The sequence below is a fragment of the Brevundimonas aurantiaca genome (genome assembly GCF_904830995.1).
GTDB lineage: Bacteria > Pseudomonadota > Alphaproteobacteria > Caulobacterales > Caulobacteraceae > Brevundimonas > Brevundimonas aurantiaca.
In genome coordinates this window covers 1,674,011-1,697,313 of record NZ_CAJGVD010000001.1, presented here as the reverse complement: position 1 = coordinate 1,697,313, position 23,303 = coordinate 1,674,011, and the positions used below count along the sequence as shown (strand labels likewise).

Here is a 23,303-nt window from a genome sequence, read left to right as displayed (position 1 = left end):
CCGGCCCGCGCCGGCCGGACCTCTATAGCGGGGAATGACGTACGGCGGGAATGGTTCGGCGGCCCCATTCCTCCCCCCCCCTTGGGGGGGGGGGACCGCCGTAGGCGGTGGAGGGGGCAACGCCGCACCGCTGCCAGACGCTTCACGCCCCCTCCGTCTCGCCGCTTCGCGTCGATCCACCTCCCCCCAGAGGGGGAGGATTTCAGACGGCTTCACCGCGCCTCGTCCGGCCTCAGGGTCAGCACCCGCACCCCGTCCGCCGTCACCGCCACCGTATGTTCGAACTGGGCCGACAGCTTGCCGTCGGCCGTCGTCACCGTCCAGCCGTCGTCCTCGGTCCGAACGGTGCGCACGCCCTGGTTCAGCATCGGCTCTATGGTGAAGACCATGCCTTCCTTCAGGGTCAGGCCGGTCCCGGCCCGGCCGAAATGCAGCACCTGGGGCTCTTCATGCATCTCGCGCCCGATGCCGTGGCCGCAGTAGTCGCGCACGACCGAATAGCCGGCCGTCTTGGCGTGGCGTTCGATGGCGAAGCCGATGTCGCCCAGCCGGGCGCCGGGCCGCACGGCCCTGATCCCCTTCCACAGGGCCTCATAGGTGGTGCGCACCAGCCTGCGCGCCTGGGGTCCGACCGAGCCGATCAGATAGGTCTTGGACGAATCGGCGATGAAGCCGTCCTTCTCAAGCGTTATGTCCAGATTGACGATGTCCCCGTCCTTCAGCACCTCGTCCGCCGAGGGCACGCCGTGGCAGACCACGGCGTTTCGCGAACTGTTCAGCACGAAGCCGTAGCCGTACTGACCCTTGCTGGCCGGTCGCGCCTTCAGCTCATCGACGATGAAGGCCTCGACCCGGTCGTTGATCTCCAGGGTGCTCATCCCCTCCAGGGGCAGGCCGTCCAGATGGGTGAAGACCTGGGCCAGCCGCCGCCCCGCCTCGGCCATCAGGGCGATCTCGGCCGGGGTCTTGGTCACGCCGCCGCGTCCGTCAGGTCCGGCGTCTCCACCCCTGCCGCCCGCAGCTCGCGCGCCATCAGTTCCTGAAAGCTCATCCCCGGATGGGTTTCGCACAACATGCCCAGCCTGATCCAGAAGGCGGCCTGGGCGTTGATCGACCGATAGGAGGCCTTGCTGGCCCGCCGCAGCTGTTCGTGCAGCTCATCCTCGATATTGACGATGCCCATGGGGTGGTCCTGATATGATTCGAATACGTTTCGTATATCTATCCCTCCCGGCGCGCGCAAGCCGGCTGCGGGAGATCCCCAGGTCCGAAGCGACGTCGCCTCTGCAATATCAATCGGTTGCGGCTGCTGGAGCCAATCGACCCTTCGCCCCGCCCCACCGGCGCATAATGGGAATAGCGACGGAGGGGAGATGCAATCGGACACATCGGACACATCGGACACTGTTTTTCGCGCGCCGAGGCCGCGTCGCCGACCTTCCCGCGCCTGCCCTCTCCGACCCCGGTTCGGCTCTCCGAACGCCGGCCTGTCTCTCCCGCCGGCGGAAGAGGGGCGATCCGCCCGACCGGACACATCGGACAGTTCGGACACTGCTTTTCCGACGCCCGCCCCTGCAGCAAGGCGGCGGATCGTCCGACGTCGCGAATGCGGGTGACGCCGGGGCTTGCGGGAGCTAAAGCCCTGTCATGACCGATACGCCGAAAAAGGGCTGGTTCCAGCGCCTGTCGCAAGGGCTCTCCCGCTCCTCCAAACAGATGACCGACCAGGTCGTCTCCGCCTTCGTCAAGGAGCCCCTGTCCGAGGCTTCGCTGGAGCAGCTGGAAGAGCATCTGCTGGAAAGCGACCTGGGCCCCGCCGCCGCCGCCCGCATCGTCGAGCGGTTCCGTTCCCTGAAGTTCGGCAAGGACGCCCCCGAACGCGAGGTCAAGGAGGCCCTGGCCGAGGCGGTCGCCGCCGAACTGGCGCCGCGTCAGGCGACCTTCGATCCCCTGTCCGGCCCCAAACCCTATGTGGTCCTGTTCGTCGGGGTGAACGGCTCGGGCAAGACGACGACCCTGGGCAAGATCGCCGCCGATCTGACGGCCAAGGGCGCCAAGGTGATGATCGTCGCCGGCGACACCTTCCGCGCCGCGGCCCGCGAACAGCTGAAGGTCTGGGCCGAGCGGGCCGGCGCCCATTTCGAGAGCCGTCGCGACGGGGCCGATGCGGCGGGCCTGGCCTTTGACGCCTATGCCAAGGCGCGGGCCGAGGGGTTCGACGTGGTCCTGATCGACACGGCCGGGCGGCTGCAGAACAAGTCGGCCCTGATGGACGAACTGCTGAAGATCGTGCGGGTGCTGAAGAAGGTCGATCCGGACGCCCCGCATGACACCCTTCTGGTGCTGGACGCCACCGTGGGCCGCAACGCCCTGGCCCAGGAACAGATCTTCGGCCGCACCGCCTTCGTCACCGGGGTGGTGATGACCAAGCTGGACGGCACGGCGCGGGGCGGGGTGCTGGTGCCCGTGGCCCATGCGTCCGACGCCCCCCTGATGCTGATCGGCGTGGGCGAGGGGGTGGAGGATCTGCAACCCTTCGACGCCCGCGCCTTTTCGCGCTCCCTGGTGGGGCTGGAGGACTGAGATGACCGACGCCCCCGCGCCTGCGCCCGAGAGCAAGAACCGCCAGTGGATCCGCCAGCTGGTCGATTTCGGGGCGCTCGCCGCCTTCATGATCAGCTATTTCGCCACGCGGGACATGATCTTCGCGACCTGGGTGCTGGTCGGCGCCTCGGCCCTGGCCCTGGGGGTCGGCTATGCGGTCGAGCGGCGCTTCGCCCCCCTGCCGCTGATCACCGGCCTGTTCGCCCTGGTGTTCGGCCTCCTGACCGTCTTCACCCACGACGACCTCTATGTGAAGCTGAAGCTGACGGTTCAGAACGGGCTTCTGGCGGTGGTGCTGCTGGGCTCCATCCCGCTGAAGAAATATCCGTTCAAGGCCCTGCTGGGCTCGGCCATCCGGGTCAACGACGCCGCCTGGCGCACCCTGACCCTGCGCTACGGCCTCTATTTCCTGGCCGTCGCCCTGTTGAACGAAGTGTTCCGCAGCCCTGAGGCCGTCACGGCCGTCTGGCATGCCCTGGGGCGTGAGACGCCCAATCCCAACGACGTCTGGACCAGTTTCCGGGGCGTCCTTTGGATCGCCGCCTCCCTGTTCGGCCTGTCCCAGGTGCCGCTGATCATGAAGAATATGATCAAGGACGAAGAGCCGGGTCCGATCTCGCCGGACACGGGCCTCTGATGGCGGAATGACGGGAGCTTACAGACAAAATGTCGTGCAACCGACATACTTCTCGCGTCAAATCGTAAAGCGTGGCTGATACGCATGCGGACGAAAGCGGTCCGGGGGAAGCTCGAAATGGTCAAGTCTGGCAAAGCCGTTCGGAAGGTCGGGCCGCTGGGAACCTCGCCCAGCCATCTGATGCACCGGGCCTTGCAGTTGGCGCTGGACATCTATTCCGAGGAAATGGGCCCCGACGGCCTGACCCAGCGTCAGTTCGCGGTCCTGGAGGCCGCCTCGCTGAAGGCGGGCCTGACCCAGACCGAGCTGGTGCGGATGACCGGCATCGACCGCTCCACCCTGGCCGATCTGGTCACGCGGATGACCGCCAAGGGCCTCCTGGAGCGCGAACGCTCGACCCTGGACGCCCGCGCCAAGGCGGTTCGCCTGTCGCCGGAGGGCGCCGCCCGACTGGAGGCCGCCCGCCCCCTGGTCGAGACCGCCGACAAACGGATCATGGCCCTGCTGCCCAAGGGCCAGCGCGACGCCTTCCTGACCCAGTTGGCCGAACTGGCCGCCGCCGCCGACGCCGCCCCCGACGCCGCCAAGGCTGAGGCCAAGGCCGCCAAGAAGGCCGCGAAACTGGCCGAGAAGGAAGCCAAGAAGGCCGAAAAGGCCGCCAAGAAGGCCGTCCGCCCCGCCAAGCCCGGCAAGGCCAAGAAGCCCAGGCTGAAGGTGGTCGAGGTCGCCTGACGGCGGGGAGGCGGCGAAACGGCTTGCGTCGCACGCCAGGGGCTGAGACCCTCCCGGCATGGCTGATCCGACAGACCTGCCCGGAGGCGTGGTTCATGACCTGCCCGCCGATCTGGCGGAGGCGGTGAGCCGTGACGTCGCCGCCTGCGCCACCTGGATGTCGATCACGCCCCTGGCCCGCAACGAATGGATTTGCTGGGTCGAGTCGGCGAAGAAGACCGAGACCCGGCTGAAGCGGATCGACTGGGGCCGCGAGAACCTGAGCGACGGCAAGCGCCGCCCCTGCTGCTGGCCGGGGTGCCCTCATCGCGAGGAGGGGACGGGCGCGGCTTAGGCGGCCTTCGGGTCCGCCTCCCGTCCAAATCGCAAGGCCGGCCTCTGCGGCGTCCAGAACCCCTCCACCGCTTCGCGGTCCCCCTCCCCGCAAGAGCGGGGGGAGACAGTCGTCCGCTTCAGCGCTTCCTCAGCCGTTTGGCGTTGGCGACGGCGGTCTTGTGGATGGGGGTCAGGGCGGCGGTCTGGGCCTGGGTCAGTTCGGCGCTCAGGGTCAGGGTCTGGCCGGCGGCGCGGCTCCACCAGCCCAGGGCGTAGCGGAACTGGGCCTGGGCGGCCGCGGCGGGGGTCAGGGCGCAGGCGATCTCGGTCGCGGCCTGCATCGCCCGCGCCCCCTCGTCCAGGGCCGCCTGGCCCAGGCGTTCGCCGACGGCGCCCGCGCGAACCGACAGGGCGGCGGCGGCGGCGGCCAGGGCCTCGGTCTTCTCGGTCGTCATCAGCGACAGCTCGGCCAGATCCTGTCCGGCCGGATCGGTCAGCCCCTGAACCATTCGCCCGGTGCGGGCGGCGATCACCTGGGCCGAGGCGTTCAGCAGTTCGGCGCCCAGCACCGCCGGCGCGACGGCGGCGGGGACGCGGGCCCTGCGGCTCAGAACCCGGCTCCCGACACGGCTTGGGGCCGCGTCTCGGCGGCGAAGGCCGCGACGTCGGACAAGAGGGCGGGGACCGCCAGATCGATGATGCGGCGGCCCTTTTCGGGGCTGGCCTGGGCCGGGTCGGAGCCGATGCGGCCGTCGGGGAAGCGGGCGCGATAATCCAGGGCGTCGCGGATCGGGCCGCTGGGCGCGATCTGGGGGCTGTAGTCGGCCGTCTTGATCCGGTCGGGATAGGCGGCCTGGGTCACGGCGATCTCGGACGGGGTCGCGTGCATGCCGTGGCCGGTCGGGAAGATCTGGTTGCACAGGGCCTGGACGCCCGGCAGGTCCCACCAGTTCTTCAGCTTCAGAACAAACGGGGGTTCGTCCTCGACGAAGCTCCATTCGGCGTAGATTTCCGAGAAGGTCGCCTCGATGGTGGCGACGTTCCCGCCGTGGCCGTTGAGGAAATAGATCCGCTCGAACCCGTGGCGGCTCAGCGACGAGACCCAGTCGGTGATGGCGGCCATGAAGGTGGAAGGCCGCAGGGAGATGGTCCCGGCGAAGGCCAGGTGATGCTGGGCCATGCCGATGTTGAAGGTCGGGGCCACCGTCAGGGCGGCGTCGGCGCGCTCGGCCTCATGGGCGATGATCTCGGGGCACAGCCAGTCGGTGCCGAGCAGACCCGTCGGGCCGTGTTGCTCATTGGAGCCGATGGGAACCACGACCGTCTTGGACAGGGGCTGGTCAGAGGCGATGCGGGCGTCGATCTCGGGCCAGGACGACAGGTGGATCAGCATGGGCGAACTCCTTTACGCGACCGTCTCACCTAGCTTGATCCAGCGTCGGCGCATAGGCCGTGACGAAGAGGCGGGCGGCTTCGCGGGCGCGGCGGTCGCGGCGGGCCTCGTCGATCTGAGGCACGTTCAGCATGGCCCGCAGATGGCCGTGGCCCAGGACCAGGCCCGAGAACATCTCGGCCGCTTCGTCCGGATCGGGCACGTTCAGCCGGCCGGCGCGGGTCTGGTCCGCCAGCCAGGCCGACAGCAGGTTCAGGCTGCGCAAGGGGCCGGCCTCGTAGACGGCCTGGGCCAGTTCGGGCGCCTCGGCCGACAGCAGGGCGACGCCGCGCATCGAGCCGACCTTGTCCGGGTGACAGACCCGGTCCAGCAGCAGCCGGGCCAGGGCCTCCAGCACCTCGGCCGGGGGGGCGGCCGACTTCAGCGGCGCGACGATGGCGTCGGACTTCTGGCTGGCCATGGCCCGGGCCAGGTCCAGCTTGGTGGCGAACCGGTTGTAGACCGTTTGTTTCGACACCCCCGCGACGCGGGCGATCTCCTCCATCGACACGGCCAGACCCTTGTCCGCGAACAGGGCCGCGGCGGCGTCGAGGATGGCCTCGCTCTTCTTCTCGTCGATCTGGCCCCGCCGGCGCGCCATCAGTGGGCGTCCGACGGGGGCGCGCCCGGCTGGGCCTTGACCGGCTGGGCCAGCAGGGTGACGAAGGCGGCCCCGGCGCACATGATGCCCAGCAAGGCGAAGGCGTCGCCGAAGGCCATGGTGGTGGCCTGTTTCTGCAGGATGCCATAGACGGCCTTCATCGCCGAAGCGGCCGGGTCGATGGTGCCGGCGAAGCGCTGGGCCATGCCGGCCATCATGTTGCGCATGGCCTGGTCGCCCTGGGCGATGCCGCTGGTCAGTTCGCCCATATGGATGGCCGTATTGGTGGTCAGGCCGGTGTTCAGGATCGCCAGGCCGAAGGCGCCGCCGACATTGCGCGACAGGTTGACCAGGCCCGAGGCGTTCTTGACCATGTGCGGCGGCAGGGTGGCCATGGTCACCTGCTGCGAGGCGATCATGGCCAGCATGACGCCGACCCCGCGGAAAGCCTGGACCGAGGCGAACTCCCAGAAGCCCCAGTCGTCGGTGACGATCCGCGCCTCCCACATGCCCCAGGCGCACAGCATGAAGCCGCCGAACATCAGGATCCGCGCGTCCATCCGGCGCACCAGGCGCCCGGCGAAGGGGGCGGTGGCGAACATCGCAAGACCCGAGACGACCATGGTCGTGCCCACTTCCGACGACGAATACTCCCGCACCCGCCCCAGGAAGAGGGGCAACAGGAAGGTGCCGCCGAACAGGGCGAAGCCGACCGTGAAGGTCATGACGAAGCCGACCAGGAAGTTGCGGTTGCCGAAGGCGCGCAGCTCGACGATCGGCTGGCGATAGGTCAGGGAGCGCCAGACGAAGATCGGCCCGGCCACGGCGGCGACGACCGTCAGCATCAGGATATGGGTGTCGTCGAACCAGTCGTTCTTGGCGCCCTCCTCGAGCACATATTGCATCGACATCAGGAAGGCGGCCATCAGGCCCAGGCCCCACCAGTCGAACCCCTTGGCCAGGGACGGGTCGCCCTTGTCGAAGTTCCCATACCGTCCGACCAGGAAGAGGACCAGCAGGCCCGGCCCCACATTGATGAAGAACAGCCAGCGCCAGCTGAGCCATTCGGTCAGATGGCCGCCGAGCGTCGGGCCGACGGTGGGGGCCAGGGTGACGATCAGCCCCATGACCACGCTGGCCGTGACCCGCTTGTCCGGCGGAAAGGCGGTGAAGGCCACGGCGAAAACGGTCGGGATCATGGCCCCGCCGACGAAGCCCTGGATGGCCCGGAACAGGATCATCATGTCGATAGACGTCGACAGGCCCGTGGCCACGCTCATCAGGACGAAGCCGGCGCAGGAGGCCAGGAACAGCCGCTGGGTGCCCCAGAGCCGTGACAGGAAGCCCGACAGGGGGATCATGACGACCTCGGGGATCAGATAGGCGGTCTGGATCCAGCTGATCTCGTCGGCCGAGGCGCCGACCCCGGCCTGGATCTGGGGCAGGGAGGCGGCGACGATCTGGATGTCGAGGATGGCCATGAACTGGCCCACCACCATGCCGGCGAAGCCGAGCAGCAGCATGGTCCAGTTGATCTCGGGATGGCCGGCGACGGGGGCCCTGGCGTCGGACGGGGCCCCGCCGCCGGCGGCGGGGGCTGCGGCGGTCACGGGCGGGGGGCCGCGATGGAGGCTTCGGCGAAGCTCGCGCCGCCCGGGCTCTTCAGGTCCACCTTGACGTCCACCGACAGACCGGGGCGCAGGGCCAGGTTCCGGTCGGCGCCGCTGACGACGATCCGAACAGGTACGCGCTGGGTGATCTTGGTGAAGTTGCCGGTGGCGTTCTCGACCGGGATCAGGGCGAATTCGGAACCGGTGGCGGGGGCGAAGCTGTCGATCCGGCCTTCGATCTTGCGGCCGGGGAAGGCGTCGGCGGAAATCTCGACGGTTTGGCCCAGCCGCATCCGGTCCAGCTGGGTCTCCTTGAAGTTGGCGACGATATAGGTCCGGGTCAGGGGCACGATCGACAGCAGCTGGGTTCCGGCGTTGACGAACTGGCCGGGGCGGACGCTGCGGGCCCCGACGACGCCGGCGATGGGCGCGCGGATCACCGTGCGTTCCAGGGCGATGCGGGCCTTTTCGACCTGGGCGCGGGCCTGTTCGACGGCGGCGACGCTCTGTTCGCGGGTTGAGCCCAGCACCCCGGCGGTGCGCTGTTCGGCGACCAGGGCGGCCTGGGCCTGGGCCACGGCGGCGTCGGCGGTGGCGGCGCCGGCGCGTTCGGTCTGGATTCGCTGCTGCGAGACCCAGCCCTGCTGGGCCAGCTTGCCGTAGCGGTCGACCTCGGCGCGGGCCAGGCCGGCCTGGGCGCGGGCCTGGGCCACGGCGGCGGCGCGGGCGGCGACGGTCGCCTTCTCCTGCTCGGCCTGGGCGTCGACATTGCCGACGGCGGCCAGGGCGGCCTGGAGGTTGGCCTCGGCGCGGATCAGTTCGGCGCGCTGGTCGCTGTCGTCCAGCTTGACCAGGACCTGACCGGCCTCGACCCGCTGGTTGTCGCCGACCAGGACCTCGGTCACCCGGCCGGCCAGCTGGGGGCTGACCAGGGTGGTGTCGGCCTGGACGAAGGCGTTGTCAGTGCTCTCCCACCTCTGGCCGTTCAGCCACCAGACGATCCCGCCCGCGATCAGGGCGAGGCCGACGAGGATCGCGGCGAACAGCGGCAGGCGTTTCTTCAGTTCAGGGGACATGGGGACATCCGGGGGAGGGTGCGGCGTTTTGAAGCGGCGCTAAAATGGACGTCGCCGTCCAAAAATCAATCTCCAATCGCCAGAAGCCCGATCACGCCTGGTTTTCGTGTATGTCCTCGCCTCATGACCGACCGCGCCCGAGCTTCGAATCCCCTGCCGTCCGAAGTCGATGTGGCGGTCGTCGGGGCAGGGGCGGCGGGGATCGCCGCCGCGCGGCGGCTGGTGCGGCCCGGCCTGTCGGTTCTGGTGCTGGAGGCGCGCGACCGGATCGGCGGGCGCGCCTGGACGGCCCAGGTCGAAGGCGAGGGTCTGGACATGGGCTGCGGCTGGCTGCACTCGGCCGACGACAATGTCCTGGCGCGGCGGGTGGAGGCCGAGGGCCTGACCCTGGACCGGACCCCGCCGCCGTGGCGGACCCAGGCCTTCGATCACGAGATTACGCGCGCCGACCTGGCCGAGTTCGGCGAGGCCTTCGCGGCCTTCGATCAGCGCGTAAGCGAAGCGGCGGCGCGGGGTGAAGACCGGCCCGCCTCCGACTTCTTCGACCCCGACTGCCGTTGGAACGCCCGGATGGACGCCATCTCGGGCGCCCTGAACGGGGCGCGGTTCGACGAGGTGTCCAGCCTGGACTACGACGCCTATGGCGACACCGGGGTGAACTGGCGAGTGCGCGAGGGGTATGGCCGGCTGGTCGCCCGGCTGGGCGAGGCGGTGTCGGACGCCGTGGTGCGCGACTGCGCCGTGCGGCGCATCGACCGCTCCGGCCCCCTTTTGCGGCTGGAGACCAGCCGGGGCGAGCTGACGGCGCGGGCCGTGATCCTGACGGTCCCCAACAGCCTGATGGCCGCCGAGGCGGTGCGGATCGAGCCGCCGGTTCCCGCCTGGCTGGAGGCGACGGCGGGCGTGCCCCTGGGCCTGGCGTCCAAGGTGCATATGACGGTGCGGGGTGCGGGCGACTTCCAGCCCGACACCCAGCTGTGGACGCGGACCGACACGGCCGAGACCGGCGGCTATCATCTGCGACCGTTCGGACGGCCGATGATAGAAGCCTATTTCGGCGCCGACCTGGCCTGGGGGCTGGAGGCGCAGGGGCCTGCCGCCCTGGTCGACTTCGCCGTGTCCGAACTGGTCGCGGCCCTGGGGTCGAACATGAGACGGCGGCTGGAGGCCGTGGCGGTGTCGAACTGGGGCGTCGATCCTTGGTCGCGCGGCGCCTATTCCCACGCCCTGCCAGGCCATGCGGGGGACCGGGCGAAGCTGCGGACGGCGGTCGAGGACCGGATCTTCCTGGCGGGCGAGGCGACGGCGCCGGTCTATTACGGCACGGCCCACGGCGCCTGGATGGAGGGCGAGCGGGCGGCGGACGCGGCCCTGAAAGCCCAAGGGTTGGCGACCCTGGGTCTTGACCCGCGCCGCGACGACGGCGACAGCGAGTCATGACGCCGACCAAGGCCAGAAAAACAGCCGCCAAGCCGCTTAAGCCCGGCCCGAAACGCCCGGCGGTTATGACCGGCGCCTCGGTTCCCGTGCTGCGCTGGCCGCCTGACGAGGACCGGGTCGAGACCATCTTCGAACGGCTGTCCGGCGTCATGCCCGAGCCGAAGACCGAGCTGAACTTCTCCAACCCCTTCACCCTGGTCGTCGCCGTCGCCCTGTCGGCCCAGACCACGGACGTCGCGGTCAACAAGGCCACCGACCGGCTGTTCCAGGTCGCGGACACGCCGGAAAAGATGCTGGCTCTCGGGGAGGAGGGACTGGTTCCCTACATCGCCTCCATCGGCCTCTATCGCGGCAAGGCGCGGAACGTCATCGCCCTGAGCCGGATCGTGCTGGAGCAACACGGGGGCGAGGTTCCGCTGAACCGAACCGATCTCCAGGCCCTGCCGGGCGTGGGGCGAAAGACCGCCTCGGTGGTGCTGAACGAACTGGGGATCGAGCCGGCCATCGCCGTGGACACCCATGTCTTCCGCGTCTCGCACCGGCTGGGGCTGGCCAACGCCAATACGCCGGACAAGGTGGAGGCCCAGCTGTTCCAGGTCGTGCCGGAGCCGTGGCTGCCCAAGGCCCACCACTGGCTGATCCTGCACGGCCGCTACACCTGCACGGCGCGCAAGCCCAAATGCCTGGCCTGCGTCATCGCCGACCTGTGTCCGTCGCGGGCGGGGCTGGCGGCTCTGGGCGAGGCGGCGCCCTGAGGGGCTTCAGGCGGCGTTCGCCGCCTCTGCGGCTTCCATATCCGCATTCATCGTCTGCAGGATGGCGCGCAGTTCGGCGATCTGGGCGCCGGACAAGGGGAGGCGCTCCACCACCTGGCGCCGCACGCCCAGCACCTTCTCACGCAGGGACCAGCCCGCTTCGGTGGGCTCGACCCAGACCCGACGCTCGTCCTCGGCGTCGCGTCGCCGGGTCAGAAGGCCGGACGCCTCCATCCGCTTGACCTGAGGCGTCAGGGCGCCTGTCTCCATGTGCGTGCGCCGACCAATCTCGCCCATGGTCAGGGGACGCCCGCTCTCCCACAGGGCCAGCAGGATCAGATACTGGGGGTGGGTCAGACCCAGGGGGTCGAGCAGACGTCGATAGATGCGCGTCACCAGACTGGCTCCGGTCTGAAGCGCCAGGCACAGCTGGGCGTCGATCTCCAGATCGCGGAACCCGTCGGAACCAATCTGCGCCTTCGCCATTTCGCCCTCCTCGAGCCGCCGCGGGGGCGCGAGTTCGCACCCAAACACAGGTTGTTAAGCACAAAACCTGAAAAAATCAAAAATATCAAATTTGATATAATCAATCATTAGGCAATCTCGCCGATAACCCTCCGACGAAGACACAGGAGTGTGGAATGTTCGGCACAGCGCAGAAGCGTCGCCAGCAACAAGAGCTTCAGGAACTGACCGGCATGGTCGCGGCGCTGAAGCGGTCGCAGGCGGTCATCGAATTCGCCCTGGACGGGACGATCCTGGAGGCGAACGAGAACTTCTTATCCGTGATGGGCTACCGCCTGGATGAGGTGCAGGGCGCCCACCACCGCATCTTCGTCGATCCGCAAGACGCCAATACGCCCGCCTACGCCGACCTGTGGCGCCGGCTGAATGCGGGCGAATTCATCGCCGACAAGTTCGTCCGCTACGCCAAGAACGGCGCGCGCGTGGTCATCGAGGCCAGCTACAATCCGATCTTCGACATCGACGGAAAGCCGTGCAAGGTGGTCAAGTTCGCCACCGACATCACCGCCGTCGAGGCCGAGCGCGAGCGGCGTCTGGAGGCGGACCGTCTCGCCGCCCAGGTTCAGGCCTCGGTGGTCCAATCGACCGGGCGCGCCCTGTCCGCCCTGGCGGCCGGCGATCTGTCCTACAGGATCACCGACGCCTTCCCCGGCGACTATGCGGTTCTGCGCGAAGACTTCAATCGAGCGATCGCCGCCCTGGATCAGGCGGTGGCGGTCATTCGCGTCAATGCGGCCTCCATGCAGTCCGGCGCCAATGAGATCAGCAGCGCCGCCGAAGACCTGTCGCGCCGCACCGAGCGTCAGGCCGCCGGACTGGAAGAGACCGCCGCCGCCCTGGACCAGATCACCGCCACCGTGCGCCGGACAGCCGAGAACGCCCAGTCCGCCGATGCGGTCGTGGGCCAGACCCGCACCCAGGCCGAGACCGGCGGCGCGGTGGTTCAGCGCGCCGTTTCCGCCATGGAGCAGATCGAGGCCTCTTCCGCCCAGATCGGCCAGATCATCGGCGTCATCGACGAGATCGCCTTCCAGACCAATCTTTTGGCGCTCAATGCCGGGGTCGAGGCGGCCCGGGCGGGCGAGGCTGGTCGCGGCTTTGCGGTCGTGGCCTCCGAGGTCCGCGCCCTGGCCCAGCGGTCCGCCGACTCGGCCCGCGAGATCAAGGCCTTGATCTCCACCTCCAGCGCTCAGGTCGAGTCCGGCGTCAAACTGGTGCGGGAATCGGGCGAGGCTCTTTCGGACATCGCCATCCGCATCCATGACGTCACGCGCCTGATGGGCGAAATCCGCGCCTCGACCCAGGAACAGGCCGTGGCCCTGGCCGAGGTCAACAACGCCGTCAACGACATGGACCAGGTCACTCAGCAAAATGCCGCGATGGTCGAGGAATCGACGGCCGCCAGCCTGAGCCTCGACCGCGAGGCGACCGACCTGGCCGAACTGGTCGGCCGGTTCCGACTGTCCGAGGGGCAAGGCGAGGCGGCTCCGGCGCCGATCCGCCAAGCCCAGGCCCGGATCGAAGCCTTCGCCGCCGAAACCCTGCGCCCTCGCCCGCGTCTGGTCGCTGCGGCAGGCGAGTGGCAAGCCTTCTAAAGGCGGTTTCGAACCGCTTCGGCGAAGCCTGAGCCGTTCGCCGGGTCATGGTCCAGATAGAAGTCGGGCTCGATCAGCTCGGCCTCCATCAGCACCCAGGCGCCGGCGTCGTCGCGCGCCAGATCGATGCGGGCGTAGAGCAGGGGCTCCTCGACCGCCGCCAGCACCTGTTCGGCCAGGGCCAAGGCGGCCGCGTCGGGCGTCACGGTCGTGTAGAGGCCGCCGAACTGGATCTGGATACGGAAGTCGCCGGGGACCGGCCGCTTGTTGACCGCATGGCTGAACCGGCCGCCGAAGAAGAGCAGGGAGGTCTCTCCCTCGGTCTCGATCGACTTCAGATAGGGCTGGATCATGGCCGGACCTTCCGGCGCCTCGGTCAGGGGCTGTCCCGGCGTCAGGCGCAGGGTGCGGAAGGCGCCAGCGGACACCGTCGGCTTTATGATGAGGGTCGGGGCGCCGGTTTCGGCGAAGGCGGCGTCCACTTGGTCCTGGGTGATCGCCTCGCTCCAGCGGGTCGGGGGAATGGGCACGCCCTTGTCCGCCAACCGGGCCAGATAGGTCTTGTCCGAATTCCAACCCAGGACCGAGGCCGCATTGGCGATCGGCAGGCCGGCCGTCGCCCAGGTCGCGCAGGCCTTCAGCCAGCGGGCGTGGTCGCGGTGATAGCCCCAGGCGATGACCGGCAGGATCAGGTCATGGCCCTCCAGCCCCGAGGCGTCCTCGACATGGTCGGTCCAGGGCGTGGGCGTGATCTCTGCGCCGGTCGTCTCCAGCGTGGCCTTCAGACGCGCCAACACCTCGGGCCAGCGGCCGATGTAGGATTTGTCGGCGGGGTCGGGGGTCAGGACGGCGATCCGGGTCATGCGCCCTGCCTATCGCAACCTGCCGATACATATAAGGGCTTCCTTATAGGTTTTCGGGTGACGTGCCGGTCTTCAACCGCTAAGGCGCGCCCATGACCCAGAACACCGCCCAATATGACGTCTGCGCCGTCGGCAACGCCATCGTCGACGTGCTCAGCCCCTGCGACGCCGCCTTTCTGACGGCCCAGGACCTGGCCCCCAACTCGATGCAGCTGGTCGACGCCGAACGCAGCGCCGCCCTGTATGACGCCATGGCGCCCGGCGTCGAGGCCTCGGGCGGATCGGCGGGCAACACCGTCGCCGGCGTCGGCTCCTTCGGCGGCCGGGCGGCCTATATCGGCAAGGTGGCCGACGACGTCCTGGGTCAGGTCTTCACCCACGACATCCGCGCCGCCGGCGTCCATTTCGACACCCCGGTCCTGACCGGCGGGGCCGACCAGGGTTTCGGCACCGGCCGCTGCCTGATCAACGTCCTGCCCGATGGGGCGCGGACCATGGCGACCTTCCTGGGCGCCGCCAATCAGCTGTTCGCCGACGACATCGACGAGGCCCTGATCGGCGCCAGCCAGATCGTCTATCTGGAAGGCTATCTGTTCGACCCGGCCCCGGCGCGCGCCGCCTTCGAACGCGCCGCCGCCGCCGCGCACAAGGCCGGCCGCAAGGTGGCCATCACCCTGTCGGACACCTTCGTCGTCGCCCGCTGGCGCGCCGAACTGCTGAGCTTCATCGAACAGTCGGCCGACATCGTCCTGGCCAATGAGGCCGAACTGGGCGCCCTGTTCGAAACCGATGATTTCGACGCCGCTGCGGCGAAACTGGCCGCCATTGTCGAGATCGCCGCCGTGACGCGCGGGGAGCAGGGCTCGGTGGTGATCAAGGGTGCTGAGCGCGTCGCGGTCGCCGCCTATCCGGTCGCCAAGGTGATCGACACCACGGGCGCCGGCGACCAGTACGCCGCCGGCTTTCTCTTGGGTCTGGCGCGCGGTCTGTCGCTGGAGGAGGCCGGGAAACTGGGCTCCCTGGCCGCGTCCGAAGTCATCGCCCACTGGGGCCCGCGCCCGATGGTGAAACTGGCCGACCTGGCCGGGGAGCATGGGCTGAGGGTGTAATCCGGACCTTCCCCCGCTCGCGGGGGAAGTGTCAGCTCGTCGAGCAGAGCGAGACGGCTGACGATGGGGGAAGTCTTCTTGCTTTAAGCAAGACTTCCCTCTCCGACCCTGGTCCGCTGCGCGGACGCCGGGCCACCTCTCCCGCAAGCGGGAGAGGGTCGTTTTGTGTCAGCTCTTCCACCGAAGCGTCACGGGCTGGATCGGATTGGCGAACGCCCGCCCCTCTGCGCGGCTCCTGGTCCATTCGCGCTTGAGCTGCTGGTACCATTTGGCCTGTTTATCGGCGTCGTCGATCCAGATCAGGGCGGGGTCGTAGCGCAGGCCCTCGTTTTGCAGGTTCACCATGCCGCCGTCCTGTTTCAGGAAGGCGACCACCCCCATCCGCAGGAAGGGCTTGGCCAGGTCGAAGACCCAGTGGTCGGACCAGAAGATCTGGGTGATGCGGGTCTTGGTGTCGCTGATCGGGGTCAGGCAGGTCAGGGCCAGGACCTGTTTCTCGCCCACCTGGATATGCTCCCAGCGATAGCCGGGCAGGCGGAAGGTGATCTCGGTCGCAGGGGCGCCGCCCAGGATCTTGTAGAGGCGGCTGTTCGACGAGGGGGCGTGGCGCACCATGGCCCAGCCGAAGTCTACGGGTGCGAAGGCCTTGGCCTTTTCGTGCATCGAATGTTCGGACCGCCACCACCATTGCTGGTGGACATAGGGGCCGTGGGCCGGGTCCATCAGGCCGACGACGGCGTGGTCGATATGGCTGTCGAACTCCATCCATTCGACCAGTTTCGGGCCGGATCCGACGACGCCGGGGAAGACGGGGGGCTCATGGTCCGGTTCTGACGGATTGCGGGCGTCCGAGGCCATCCAGACGAAGACCATGCCTTGGCTCTCGCGCACCGGATAGGACCGCACCTTGATGCGGTTCGCCTCGAACGCCTGATCCTCGACCAGGGACGGAATGGCGGCGCAGACCCCGTCGGGCCGGAAGCGCCAGCCGTGATAGGGGCATTCGATCGTCTCGCCCTCGCCGGGCTTCTCCACCAGCTTCCCGGCCGACAGGGGGGCGGCGCGGTGGGGGCAGATGTCGCGCATCCCATAGACGGCCCCCGCGCGGGTGCGGCCGATCAGGACGGGTTCGCCCATGATCTCATAGCGTTTCAGCCCGGCCGGGGCGACGTCGCGCGACAGGGCGACGAAATACCAGGCGTCGGCGACGAATCCCTTGCCGAACGGCTGGGCGCCGCTCTTGGACGGGGCGGCTTCGGCTTGAGGGGGCTGGACGGGAGCGGCGTCTGCGGGCTTCATGCGCGCCTCATAACAGAGGGACGCGGGGTCTGTCCTCACGAAGCCCTCAGAGAACTTTACAATGCAAAGTGAAGACGTCATAAGGATGGCTTCACAGGGGAGTTTCGCCATGTTTCGCGCCTTGAGTTTCGCTGCGGCCCTTTTCGCCGCCACCACGGTTCAGGCCCAGGCCGAAGCCCAGAACAGCCACGGGACCCATTCCGAGCACGGCTCGGCGCACGGCCACCACCATGCGGACTTCGCCTCCGACCGCATCCACGTCCGCATCGACGGCGACATGGACGGGCGCGACATCATCCTGATCCCCGGCCTCAGCTCTTCGCCGGAAATCTGGCAGGGGACGGTGGATCATCTGACGGCCCAGGACGGCGTCGGCTGGCGCGTTCACCGCATCCATGTCCAGGGCTTCGCCGGCGCCCCGGCCGAAGGCAACGCCCAAACCGGGGACGCCCCGACCCCCGTCGCCGCACCGGTCGCCGACGAAATCGCCCGCTATATCCGCGAGAACAATCTGCCCAAGCCCGCCGTCGTCGGCCATTCGATGGGCGGAACCATCGGCCTGATGCTGGCCGCGCGCCATCCCGACAGCGTCGGCCGTCTTATGGTGGTGGACATGATCCCCTTCATGGGCGCCATGTTCGGCCCGCCCGGAACCACGGCCGACAGCGTCAAACCGGTCGCGGACCAGATCTGGGTCGCCCAGGCCAACAGCCCGCGCGAGGCCTATGTGGCCCAGGCGACCGCCTCCATCAACGGCATGATCAATACCGAAAGCCGCCGTGAAGAGGCGCTGGAGGACATGCGGACCAGCGATCAGAAGGTCTCGGCCGCCGCCTTCCGCGAACTGGTGGCGACCGACCTGCGCCCCGAACTGGCCAAGATCACGGCCCCGACCGAGGTCGTCTACGTCAAGTTCAACGACCCGCGCATGACGCCCCAGATCACCGACGCCGTCTATCAGATGTCCTACGCCGGCCTGCCGGGCGTGACCCTGAAGCGGATCGACGACAGCGCCCACTTCATCATGTTCGACCAGCCCCAGGTCTTCTACGGCGCGCTGGACGCCTTTCTGGCGCAATGAGCCATCCTGCGGCGGACCGAGTGGTCGGTCTCTATCAGGATGGGGCCGAGGGCTGGATCGCCGACCGCGGCCCGTCCCTCTATGCGGGACCGAACGGTCCGAACGAGGCCGAATGGCTGGACCGGTTCGTCGCCGACCTGCCGTCGAACGCCCGCCTTCTCGACGTCGGCTGCGGTTCGGGCTGGCCGATCGGCGCGGCCCTTCTGGCGCGGGGTTTCAGGGTCGTGGGGCGAGATTCCTCGTCGGCCCTGATCGCCCATGCGCGGAAAACCCTGCCGGCCGGCGTCTGGGAGACCGCCGACATGCGCGACCCGCCGCCGGACGACCTGTTCGACGGCGTCCTGGCCTGGCACAGCCTCTTTCATCTGACGCCTGAAGATCAGTTGCGGGTTCTGCCCGCCCTGGCGAACCAGGTGGGGCCCGGCGGGCGGCTGATGTTCACCAGCGGTCCCGCCCATGGCGAGACCCTCGGCGAATGGCGCGGCGAACCCCTGTATCACGGCAGTCTGGACCCCGCCGCCTATCGCGCCCTGCTGGCGGACGCCGGTCTTTCTATGGAGGCCGACGGCGCCGGGACCGGCGTCTGGCTGGCTCGCCGCGCCATTCTTTCGGCGAAATAGCCGCTCACGCTGGTGTGAAGTCAGCGGAGCCGTTTCGGCGGCGGTTCATACGCGGTACACGTCGGTATGAGCTAATCCGCCTCAGCGCGGCATCTGAAGGAAAGTCATGGCGGGTCCAGGGTTCGGGGGCGGACAACAGGGCGGCGACAGGCCCGCCCGCACGCCGTTGCAAAGGGCGCTCTATTGGGGCGTGGTGCTGGCGGTCTGGGGGCTGATCTTCCTGGTGGTCTTCTTCGCGGTGTTTGCGCGCGGCCTGCCCGACACCTCGACCCTGTATAATGTCGATCGTCAGCCCTCGATCACCTATCTGGACCGCAACGGCGCCCTGATCGCGACGCGCGGCACCCAGATGGCGCCGCCGGCCGATCTGGACAGCCTGCCCGACTATGTGCCGGCCGCCTTCATCGCCATCGAGGACCGGCGCTTCTATCACCACCCCGGTTTCGACCCCATCGGCATGATGCGGGCCATGGCCACCAATATGCGCGCCGGCCGGGTGGTCCAAGGCGGCTCCACCCTGACGCAGCAGCTGGCCAAGAACCTGTTTCTGACGCCGGACCAGAACATGCGCCGCAAGGTGCAGGAACTGATGCTGGCGGTCTGGCTGGAGATGAAATTCTCCAAGAAGGAGATCCTGGCCCTCTATCTGAACCGGGTCTATTTCGGCGCCGGCGCCTATGGGATCGAGGCGGCGTCGCAACGCTATTTCGACAAGTCGGCCAAGGATCTGACGGTCGGCGAGGCCGCGCTTCTGGCCGGCCTGCTGAAGGCGCCCTCGCGCTATTCGCCGGTGTCAGAGAGCGAGCGGGCCGCCAACCGCGCCACCGTCGTGCTGAACGAGATGGAGGAGGCCGGGGTCATCACCGCCGCCCAGCGCGAACAGGCCGTGACCCAGCCCATCATCGTGTCGCGCACCCTGGCGACCCAGCACGCCCAGTATTTCATCGACTGGCTGGACCAGTCGATCCGCGGCCTGGTCGGCGAGCCGACCGAGGATCTGGTGGTCGAGACCACCCTGGACCTGACCCTGCAGACGGCGGCCGAACGCTCGGTGCGGCGCATTCTGGACCGCGACGAGGGCAAGGGGGTGCAGCAGGCGGCCCTGGTGGCCCTGGACGGCGACGGCCGGGTGCGGGCCATGATCGGCGGCGGCTCCTATGCCGACAGCCAATTCAACCGCGCCGTCGAGGCGCGGCGTCAGGCGGGTTCGGCCTTCAAACCCTTCGTCTACCTGGCGGCGGTCGAGGCCGGCTATACGCCCCAGACCCCGGTGGTCGATCAGCCGGTCACCATCGGCAACTGGTCGCCGAAGAACTATTCCAACACCTTCGCCGGCCCCATGCCCCTGTCCCAGGCGGTGGCCCAATCAATCAATACGGTGGCGGCCTCCGTCGCCGACCAGATCGGCCGCGACAGCGTCGCCCGGGCCGCGCGGCGCCTGGGCATCGAAAGCCGGATCGGTCTGGAGCCGGCCATGGCTCTGGGCGCCGTCGAGGTCTCGCCGCTGGAGATGGCCACCGCCTATGACGCCTTCGCCAACGGCGGCCGCCGGGTCGAGGCCTATGGCATCAGCCGCATCCGCACGCCCCAGGGCCGCGTCATCTATCAGCGCGCAAGCGGCCAGAGCGGTCAGGCCATCAACAATCCGCCCCTCTATTACATGAACCAGATGCTGCGCGGGGTCATGACCTCGGGCACCGGGCGCAGCGCGGCCATCGCCGGGCGCGACCTGGCGGGCAAGACCGGCACCACCTCCGACTATAAGGACGCCTGGTTCGTCGGCTACACCGGCGGCTTCGTCACCGCCGTCTGGGTGGGCAAGGACGACAACACCGCCATGCGCGGCGTGACCGGCGGCTCCTCGCCCGCCGCCATCTGGAAGGGCTTCATGGAGGCGGCCCTGCCGCGCCTGAACGCCCCGCGCATCCCCGACGGTCCGCCCATGCCCGAGGGCTGGGTCGCGCCCGATCCGATCGGCGACCTGATGTCGGGCATCGGCGAGGACGGTCTGCCGATCCAGCCGACCGACCCGGCCGCCGAGGGCGACCCCTATGCCGAACAGCCGGAGGTCGCCGCGCCGTCGGACCCGAAACAGCCGCTGGACCAGCCGAAGGTCAAGCCGGCGCCGCGCGATCCGCCGGACCAGCAGCCGGAAGGCCGCCAACCGGCCGAGAAACGCAGCGATCCGCTTTTCTTCTGATCCTTCGGGGAAGCCCCCACAGACCTTCCCCCGCTTGCGGGGGAAGTGTCAGCTCGTCGAGCACAGCGAGACGGCTGACGATGGGGGAAGTCTAGCCTCTTGGAAGAAGACTCCCCTCTCCGACCCTGGTTCGCTGCGCGAACGTCGGGCCACCTCTCCCGCAAGCGGGAGAGGGTCTGGGACGCCGCCTACCGCCCCACCGCATGAAGCGCCGCGCCGTAGTCCTTCAGCCATTTGCGCCAGGGCCTGTGGTCCCCGACCAGCCGCTCGACCACCGACCAATAGGCCGGGCTGTGGTCGGCGTGGACCAGGTGGGCGACCTCGTGGGCGGCGAGGTAGTCGATGACCGGGGGCGGGGCCATGATGACCCGCCAGGAATAGCGGATGGTGCGGTTGTGCGGGCTGCATGAGCCCCAGCGCGAGCGGGTGTCGGCGATCGACACCTGGACCGGCTTCTGACCCAGGGTCCGCAAATGGTGTTCGGTGCGTTCGACCAGGGTGGCGCGCGCCTCGCGCTTCAGCAGATTCTCGACCCGACGGGCATAGGCCTCGCCCTCGCCGCCGGAGCGGATGACGGTTCCCTCCTCGACCAGCCGCGCCGCGCCGGCGCCGGGCGTCGCCTCCAGCCGCACGGGCCGGCCGCGCAGGGCGATGACCTGGCCCGGCTGCAACGGCCGGCTCCGGGGGCGCACGGCCAGGCGTTCGGCGATCCAGACGCTTTTCGAACGGGCGAAGGCCACGGCCTGGACCAGGCCGCGCTCGGTCGGGGCGATCACCACCGCCTCGCCGGCCCGGGCGTCGATCCGTACCGACAGGCGCCGCGCGCGCGGATTGACCGACAGTCTCAGCGTCGGACCCGAACCGGGTTCGGGCCGGTCTTCGTCAAGCGGCAGCCGCTGACCGTTGCGATACGCCAAGTCGGGCCTCGTTCCGGGCGATGAAGTCGCGAACGCGGGGATAGATCTCCTCGCGGAAACGACGACCGTTGAAGACCCCGTAATGGCCCACGCCGGGCTGGACGTACAGCACCCTCTGATCCTCGGGGATGTTCGGGCACAGGCCGTGCGCCGCCTGGGTCTGGCCGACGCCGGAAATGTCGTCCTTCTCGCCCTCGACCGTCATCAGGCCGATGTCGGCGATCTTGCTCAGATCGACCCTGCGGCCGCGATGCTCCAACAGGCCGCGCGCCAGCAGATGCTGCTGGAAGACGATGTCGATGGTCTGAAGATAGAATTCCTCGGTCAGGTCCAGAACCGACAGATATTCGTCGTAGAATTCCTCGTGCTTCTCCACCCCGTCGCCGTCCCCGGCGATCAGGCTGGTGAAATAGTCCCAGTGGGCGTCGCGGTGGCGCTCTTCGTTCATCGACATGAAGCTGTAGAGCTGGACGAAGCCCGGATAGACCCGCCGTCCGAACCCCGGATAGGGCAGGGGCACGGTGTGGATCATGTTCGACTTGAACCAGGTGAAGGGCTTCTCCTCCGCCAGCTGGTTCGTCACGGTCGGCGACAGGCGGGCGTCGATGGGCGAACCCATGAAGGTCATCGAGGCGGGGCGGTTCTCGTCGCCGTCCTCGGCCATGATCGCACAGGCCGCCAGGACGGGCGGGCCGGGCTGGCAGACCCCGACGACGTGGGGCCGGCCGCCGATCTCGGCCAGCATCCGCCGGACATGGTCGATATAGTCGAAGAAGTCGAACCGCCCTTCCAGCACCGGAACCTGGCGGGCGTTGATCCAGTCGGTCACATAGACGTCGTGGTCCTGAAGGAAGGCCTCGACCGTGCCGCGCAGCAGGGTGGCGTAATGGCCGGACAGGGGGGCGACGATCAGGACGGCGGGACCGGACGCGGGTTTTTTGGCGCGCTTCAGATCGCCGATGTTCCGGGCGAAGCGGACCAGGCGGCACCAGGGGCTCTGCCAGATCACCTGTTCGACCGTGCGGACCGGCTTGCCGCCGATCTCGAGGGTCTCCAGCCGCCAGTCGGGCTTGCCGTAGCGGCGGGTGACGCTCTCGAACAGTTCGGCCGAGGCGTAGGCGGTGCGGGCCAGGGCCGTGTCCGCCGCCGGATTCAACGGCGAGCTCCAGAACCGGCGCGCCATCTGGGCGCCGAAGCGCCAGGGCAGGGCCGACTGATAGGCGAGTTCATGAAGGGCGTAGAGCATGACCATCCGTTGGGCCGCGCCGCGACCGGCGTCGGCGGGCCTCTTGCTGCACGGCAGCATACAGGGTTTCGCCCTTCGCGTCAGTTAATCGCAAACGGGTGTAAATGGGGCGCAGTTCGACCTTCTCGCCGCCGCATGAACATGATCTGATAGGGCCGACGTTCGGGGCCGTCCCTTCGGAACCGTCTATCGGAAAGGTCTTGGAGCATTCGATGTGGGTCTCGCTGACCATCGCCGGCCTGATGCTGCAACAGGCGCCCGCTGCGGGTCTGGTCTCCTATGAGGAATCGGTGCGTTGCGCCGGCCTGACCCAGGCGGCGTCCGAGCTGGAGGGCGGAGAAAGCGCCGAGGGCCGCAGCCTCTATGACGCGGCCCTTTTCTGGTCGCTGGCGGCCATGCAGGCGGCGACGGCGGCCGGCAAGCCCGCCCGCGCCGCCGAGGCGGATCAGACCCGCGCCCGTATCGAGGCGGTGCGCCAGCTCAGCGCCGACGCCCCCGCCGCCCGCGCCGCCCTGCAGCGGTGTCGGCGCAAGACGCCGAACCTGAACTGAGGCCGAAATGTCGGCTTGGGGCGCGGCTGAACGTTCGTGGCGGCGCTGCGTTTGCAGGAGACCGACGGCAAGGGACGTCTTTCGTCCCGATCCGG

24 protein-coding genes are annotated in these 23,303 nt (G+C 68.8%); 12 read left to right on the top strand and 12 right to left on the bottom strand.

All coding sequences use genetic code 11. From position 1 onward, the window contains the following. Positions 1–212: 212 nt before the first annotated feature. Entirely contained in the window at positions 213–974 is a 762-nt protein-coding gene (map, locus tag JMT67_RS08435) for a type I methionyl aminopeptidase (RefSeq protein WP_183215218.1), read from the bottom strand. After that, complete coding sequence (locus tag JMT67_RS08430; RefSeq protein ID WP_054764030.1) at positions 971–1,183, bottom strand: ParD-like family protein; 213 nt, start codon at positions 1,181–1,183, stop codon at positions 971–973. Before JMT67_RS08430 ends, map begins: the two co-directional genes overlap by 4 nt. 464 nt (positions 1,184–1,647) lie before the next feature. On the opposite strand from JMT67_RS08430, the gene ftsY reads away from it, so the two are divergent. The 4 genes from ftsY to JMT67_RS08410 all read left to right on the top strand — a co-directional run bounded on the left by ftsY (position 1,648) and on the right by JMT67_RS08410 (position 4,307). Then, on the top strand, positions 1,648–2,583 hold the full coding sequence (ftsY, locus tag JMT67_RS08425; protein WP_201463219.1) for a signal recognition particle-docking protein FtsY: 936 nt from the start codon (positions 1,648–1,650) through the stop codon (positions 2,581–2,583). 1 nt (position 2,584) lies between these two features. Then, positions 2,585–3,241, top strand: coding sequence for an inner membrane-spanning protein YciB (locus JMT67_RS08420; protein WP_201463218.1), 657 nt, complete (start codon positions 2,585–2,587; stop codon positions 3,239–3,241). A 117-nt stretch (positions 3,242–3,358) separates the two neighbouring features. Then, positions 3,359–3,973, top strand: coding sequence for a MarR family winged helix-turn-helix transcriptional regulator (locus tag JMT67_RS08415; protein ID WP_201463217.1), 615 nt, complete (start codon positions 3,359–3,361; stop codon positions 3,971–3,973). A 58-nt stretch (positions 3,974–4,031) separates the two neighbouring features. Beyond that, a complete protein-coding gene (locus JMT67_RS08410) occupies positions 4,032–4,307 on the top strand; it encodes a YdeI/OmpD-associated family protein (protein WP_183215214.1) in 276 nt (91 codons plus the stop codon). 118 nt (positions 4,308–4,425) lie between these two features. Here the strand turns inward: JMT67_RS08410 and JMT67_RS08405 are convergent, their stop codons facing one another. The 5 genes from JMT67_RS08405 to JMT67_RS08385 are packed head-to-tail and all read right to left on the bottom strand — an operon-like array spanning position 4,426 to position 9,007. Next, a complete protein-coding gene (locus JMT67_RS08405) occupies positions 4,426–4,857 on the bottom strand; it encodes a phasin (RefSeq protein WP_224764409.1) in 432 nt (143 codons plus the stop codon). Between the two features lie 38 nt (positions 4,858–4,895). Further along, complete coding sequence (locus tag JMT67_RS08400) at positions 4,896–5,681, bottom strand: creatininase family protein (protein ID WP_201463216.1); 786 nt, start codon at positions 5,679–5,681, stop codon at positions 4,896–4,898. Between the two features lie 25 nt (positions 5,682–5,706). Then, positions 5,707–6,321, bottom strand: coding sequence for a TetR/AcrR family transcriptional regulator (locus JMT67_RS08395; RefSeq protein WP_201463215.1), 615 nt, complete (start codon positions 6,319–6,321; stop codon positions 5,707–5,709). After that, on the bottom strand, positions 6,321–7,931 hold the full coding sequence (locus JMT67_RS08390) for a DHA2 family efflux MFS transporter permease subunit (RefSeq protein WP_201463214.1): 1,611 nt from the start codon (positions 7,929–7,931) through the stop codon (positions 6,321–6,323). Before JMT67_RS08390 ends, JMT67_RS08395 begins: the two co-directional genes overlap by 1 nt. Further along, positions 7,928–9,007, bottom strand: coding sequence for an HlyD family secretion protein (locus tag JMT67_RS08385; RefSeq protein WP_201463213.1), 1,080 nt, complete (start codon positions 9,005–9,007; stop codon positions 7,928–7,930). The genes JMT67_RS08390 and JMT67_RS08385 overlap by 4 nt, the downstream gene beginning before the upstream one ends. A gap of 123 nt (positions 9,008–9,130) precedes the next feature. Between JMT67_RS08385 and JMT67_RS08380 the strand changes: the two genes are divergently transcribed. Continuing rightward, positions 9,131–10,447, top strand: a complete 1,317-nt coding sequence (locus JMT67_RS08380) for a flavin monoamine oxidase family protein (RefSeq protein WP_201463212.1) — start codon at positions 9,131–9,133, stop codon at positions 10,445–10,447. Beyond that, positions 10,444–11,202 carry an endonuclease III gene (gene nth, locus JMT67_RS08375; protein ID WP_201463211.1) on the top strand — a complete coding sequence of 253 codons (759 nt, stop codon included), beginning with the start codon at positions 10,444–10,446 and terminating at the stop codon, positions 11,200–11,202. The genes JMT67_RS08380 and nth overlap by 4 nt, the downstream gene beginning before the upstream one ends. 6 nt (positions 11,203–11,208) lie before the next feature. On the opposite strand, the gene JMT67_RS08370 is transcribed toward nth, so the two are convergent. Beyond that, entirely contained in the window at positions 11,209–11,688 is a 480-nt protein-coding gene (locus JMT67_RS08370; protein ID WP_191554588.1) for a MarR family winged helix-turn-helix transcriptional regulator, read from the bottom strand. A 155-nt stretch (positions 11,689–11,843) separates the two neighbouring features. Here JMT67_RS08370 and JMT67_RS08365 point away from each other — a divergent pair, with 155 nt between their 5' ends. After that, a complete protein-coding gene (locus tag JMT67_RS08365) occupies positions 11,844–13,322 on the top strand; it encodes a methyl-accepting chemotaxis protein (protein WP_201463210.1) in 1,479 nt (492 codons plus the stop codon). On the opposite strand, the gene JMT67_RS08360 is transcribed toward JMT67_RS08365, so the two are convergent. After that, positions 13,319–14,185, bottom strand: coding sequence for an ATP-grasp domain-containing protein (locus tag JMT67_RS08360; RefSeq protein ID WP_201463209.1), 867 nt, complete (start codon positions 14,183–14,185; stop codon positions 13,319–13,321). The two genes, JMT67_RS08365 and JMT67_RS08360, sit on opposite strands and share 4 nt — an antisense overlap. 92 nt (positions 14,186–14,277) lie before the next feature. On the opposite strand from JMT67_RS08360, the gene JMT67_RS08355 reads away from it, so the two are divergent. After that, positions 14,278–15,294, top strand: a complete 1,017-nt coding sequence (locus JMT67_RS08355) for an adenosine kinase (protein WP_191554585.1) — start codon at positions 14,278–14,280, stop codon at positions 15,292–15,294. 168 nt (positions 15,295–15,462) lie between these two features. Here JMT67_RS08355 and JMT67_RS08350 read toward each other — a convergent pair whose 3' ends face one another. After that, on the bottom strand, positions 15,463–16,593 hold the full coding sequence (locus JMT67_RS08350; RefSeq protein WP_201463208.1) for an aromatic ring-hydroxylating oxygenase subunit alpha: 1,131 nt from the start codon (positions 16,591–16,593) through the stop codon (positions 15,463–15,465). Positions 16,594–16,702: 109 nt separating this feature from the next. Between JMT67_RS08350 and JMT67_RS08345 the strand changes: the two genes are divergently transcribed. From JMT67_RS08345 to JMT67_RS08335, 3 genes are all read left to right on the top strand, one after another. Beyond that, positions 16,703–17,674, top strand: coding sequence for an alpha/beta fold hydrolase (locus tag JMT67_RS08345; RefSeq protein ID WP_201463207.1), 972 nt, complete (start codon positions 16,703–16,705; stop codon positions 17,672–17,674). Further along, positions 17,671–18,294 carry a class I SAM-dependent methyltransferase gene (locus JMT67_RS08340; RefSeq protein WP_201463206.1) on the top strand — a complete coding sequence of 208 codons (624 nt, stop codon included), beginning with the start codon at positions 17,671–17,673 and terminating at the stop codon, positions 18,292–18,294. The genes JMT67_RS08345 and JMT67_RS08340 overlap by 4 nt, the downstream gene beginning before the upstream one ends. A 106-nt stretch (positions 18,295–18,400) precedes the next feature. Beyond that, positions 18,401–20,494 (top strand): transglycosylase domain-containing protein, encoded by a 2,094-nt coding sequence (locus tag JMT67_RS08335; RefSeq protein WP_201463205.1) that lies wholly within the window; start codon positions 18,401–18,403, stop codon positions 20,492–20,494. Positions 20,495–20,682: 188 nt separating this feature from the next. Here the strand turns inward: JMT67_RS08335 and JMT67_RS08330 are convergent, their stop codons facing one another. Then, complete coding sequence (locus JMT67_RS08330; RefSeq protein ID WP_183215197.1) at positions 20,683–21,411, bottom strand: M48 family metallopeptidase; 729 nt, start codon at positions 21,409–21,411, stop codon at positions 20,683–20,685. Further along, positions 21,377–22,657 carry a polyhydroxyalkanoate depolymerase gene (locus tag JMT67_RS08325; protein ID WP_201464014.1) on the bottom strand — a complete coding sequence of 427 codons (1,281 nt, stop codon included), beginning with the start codon at positions 22,655–22,657 and terminating at the stop codon, positions 21,377–21,379. The genes JMT67_RS08330 and JMT67_RS08325 overlap by 35 nt, the downstream gene beginning before the upstream one ends. A 212-nt stretch (positions 22,658–22,869) precedes the next feature. On the opposite strand from JMT67_RS08325, the gene JMT67_RS08320 reads away from it, so the two are divergent. Next, positions 22,870–23,208, top strand: coding sequence for a hypothetical protein (locus tag JMT67_RS08320; protein WP_054764012.1), 339 nt, complete (start codon positions 22,870–22,872; stop codon positions 23,206–23,208). The last annotated feature ends 95 nt before the right edge of the window (positions 23,209–23,303 follow it).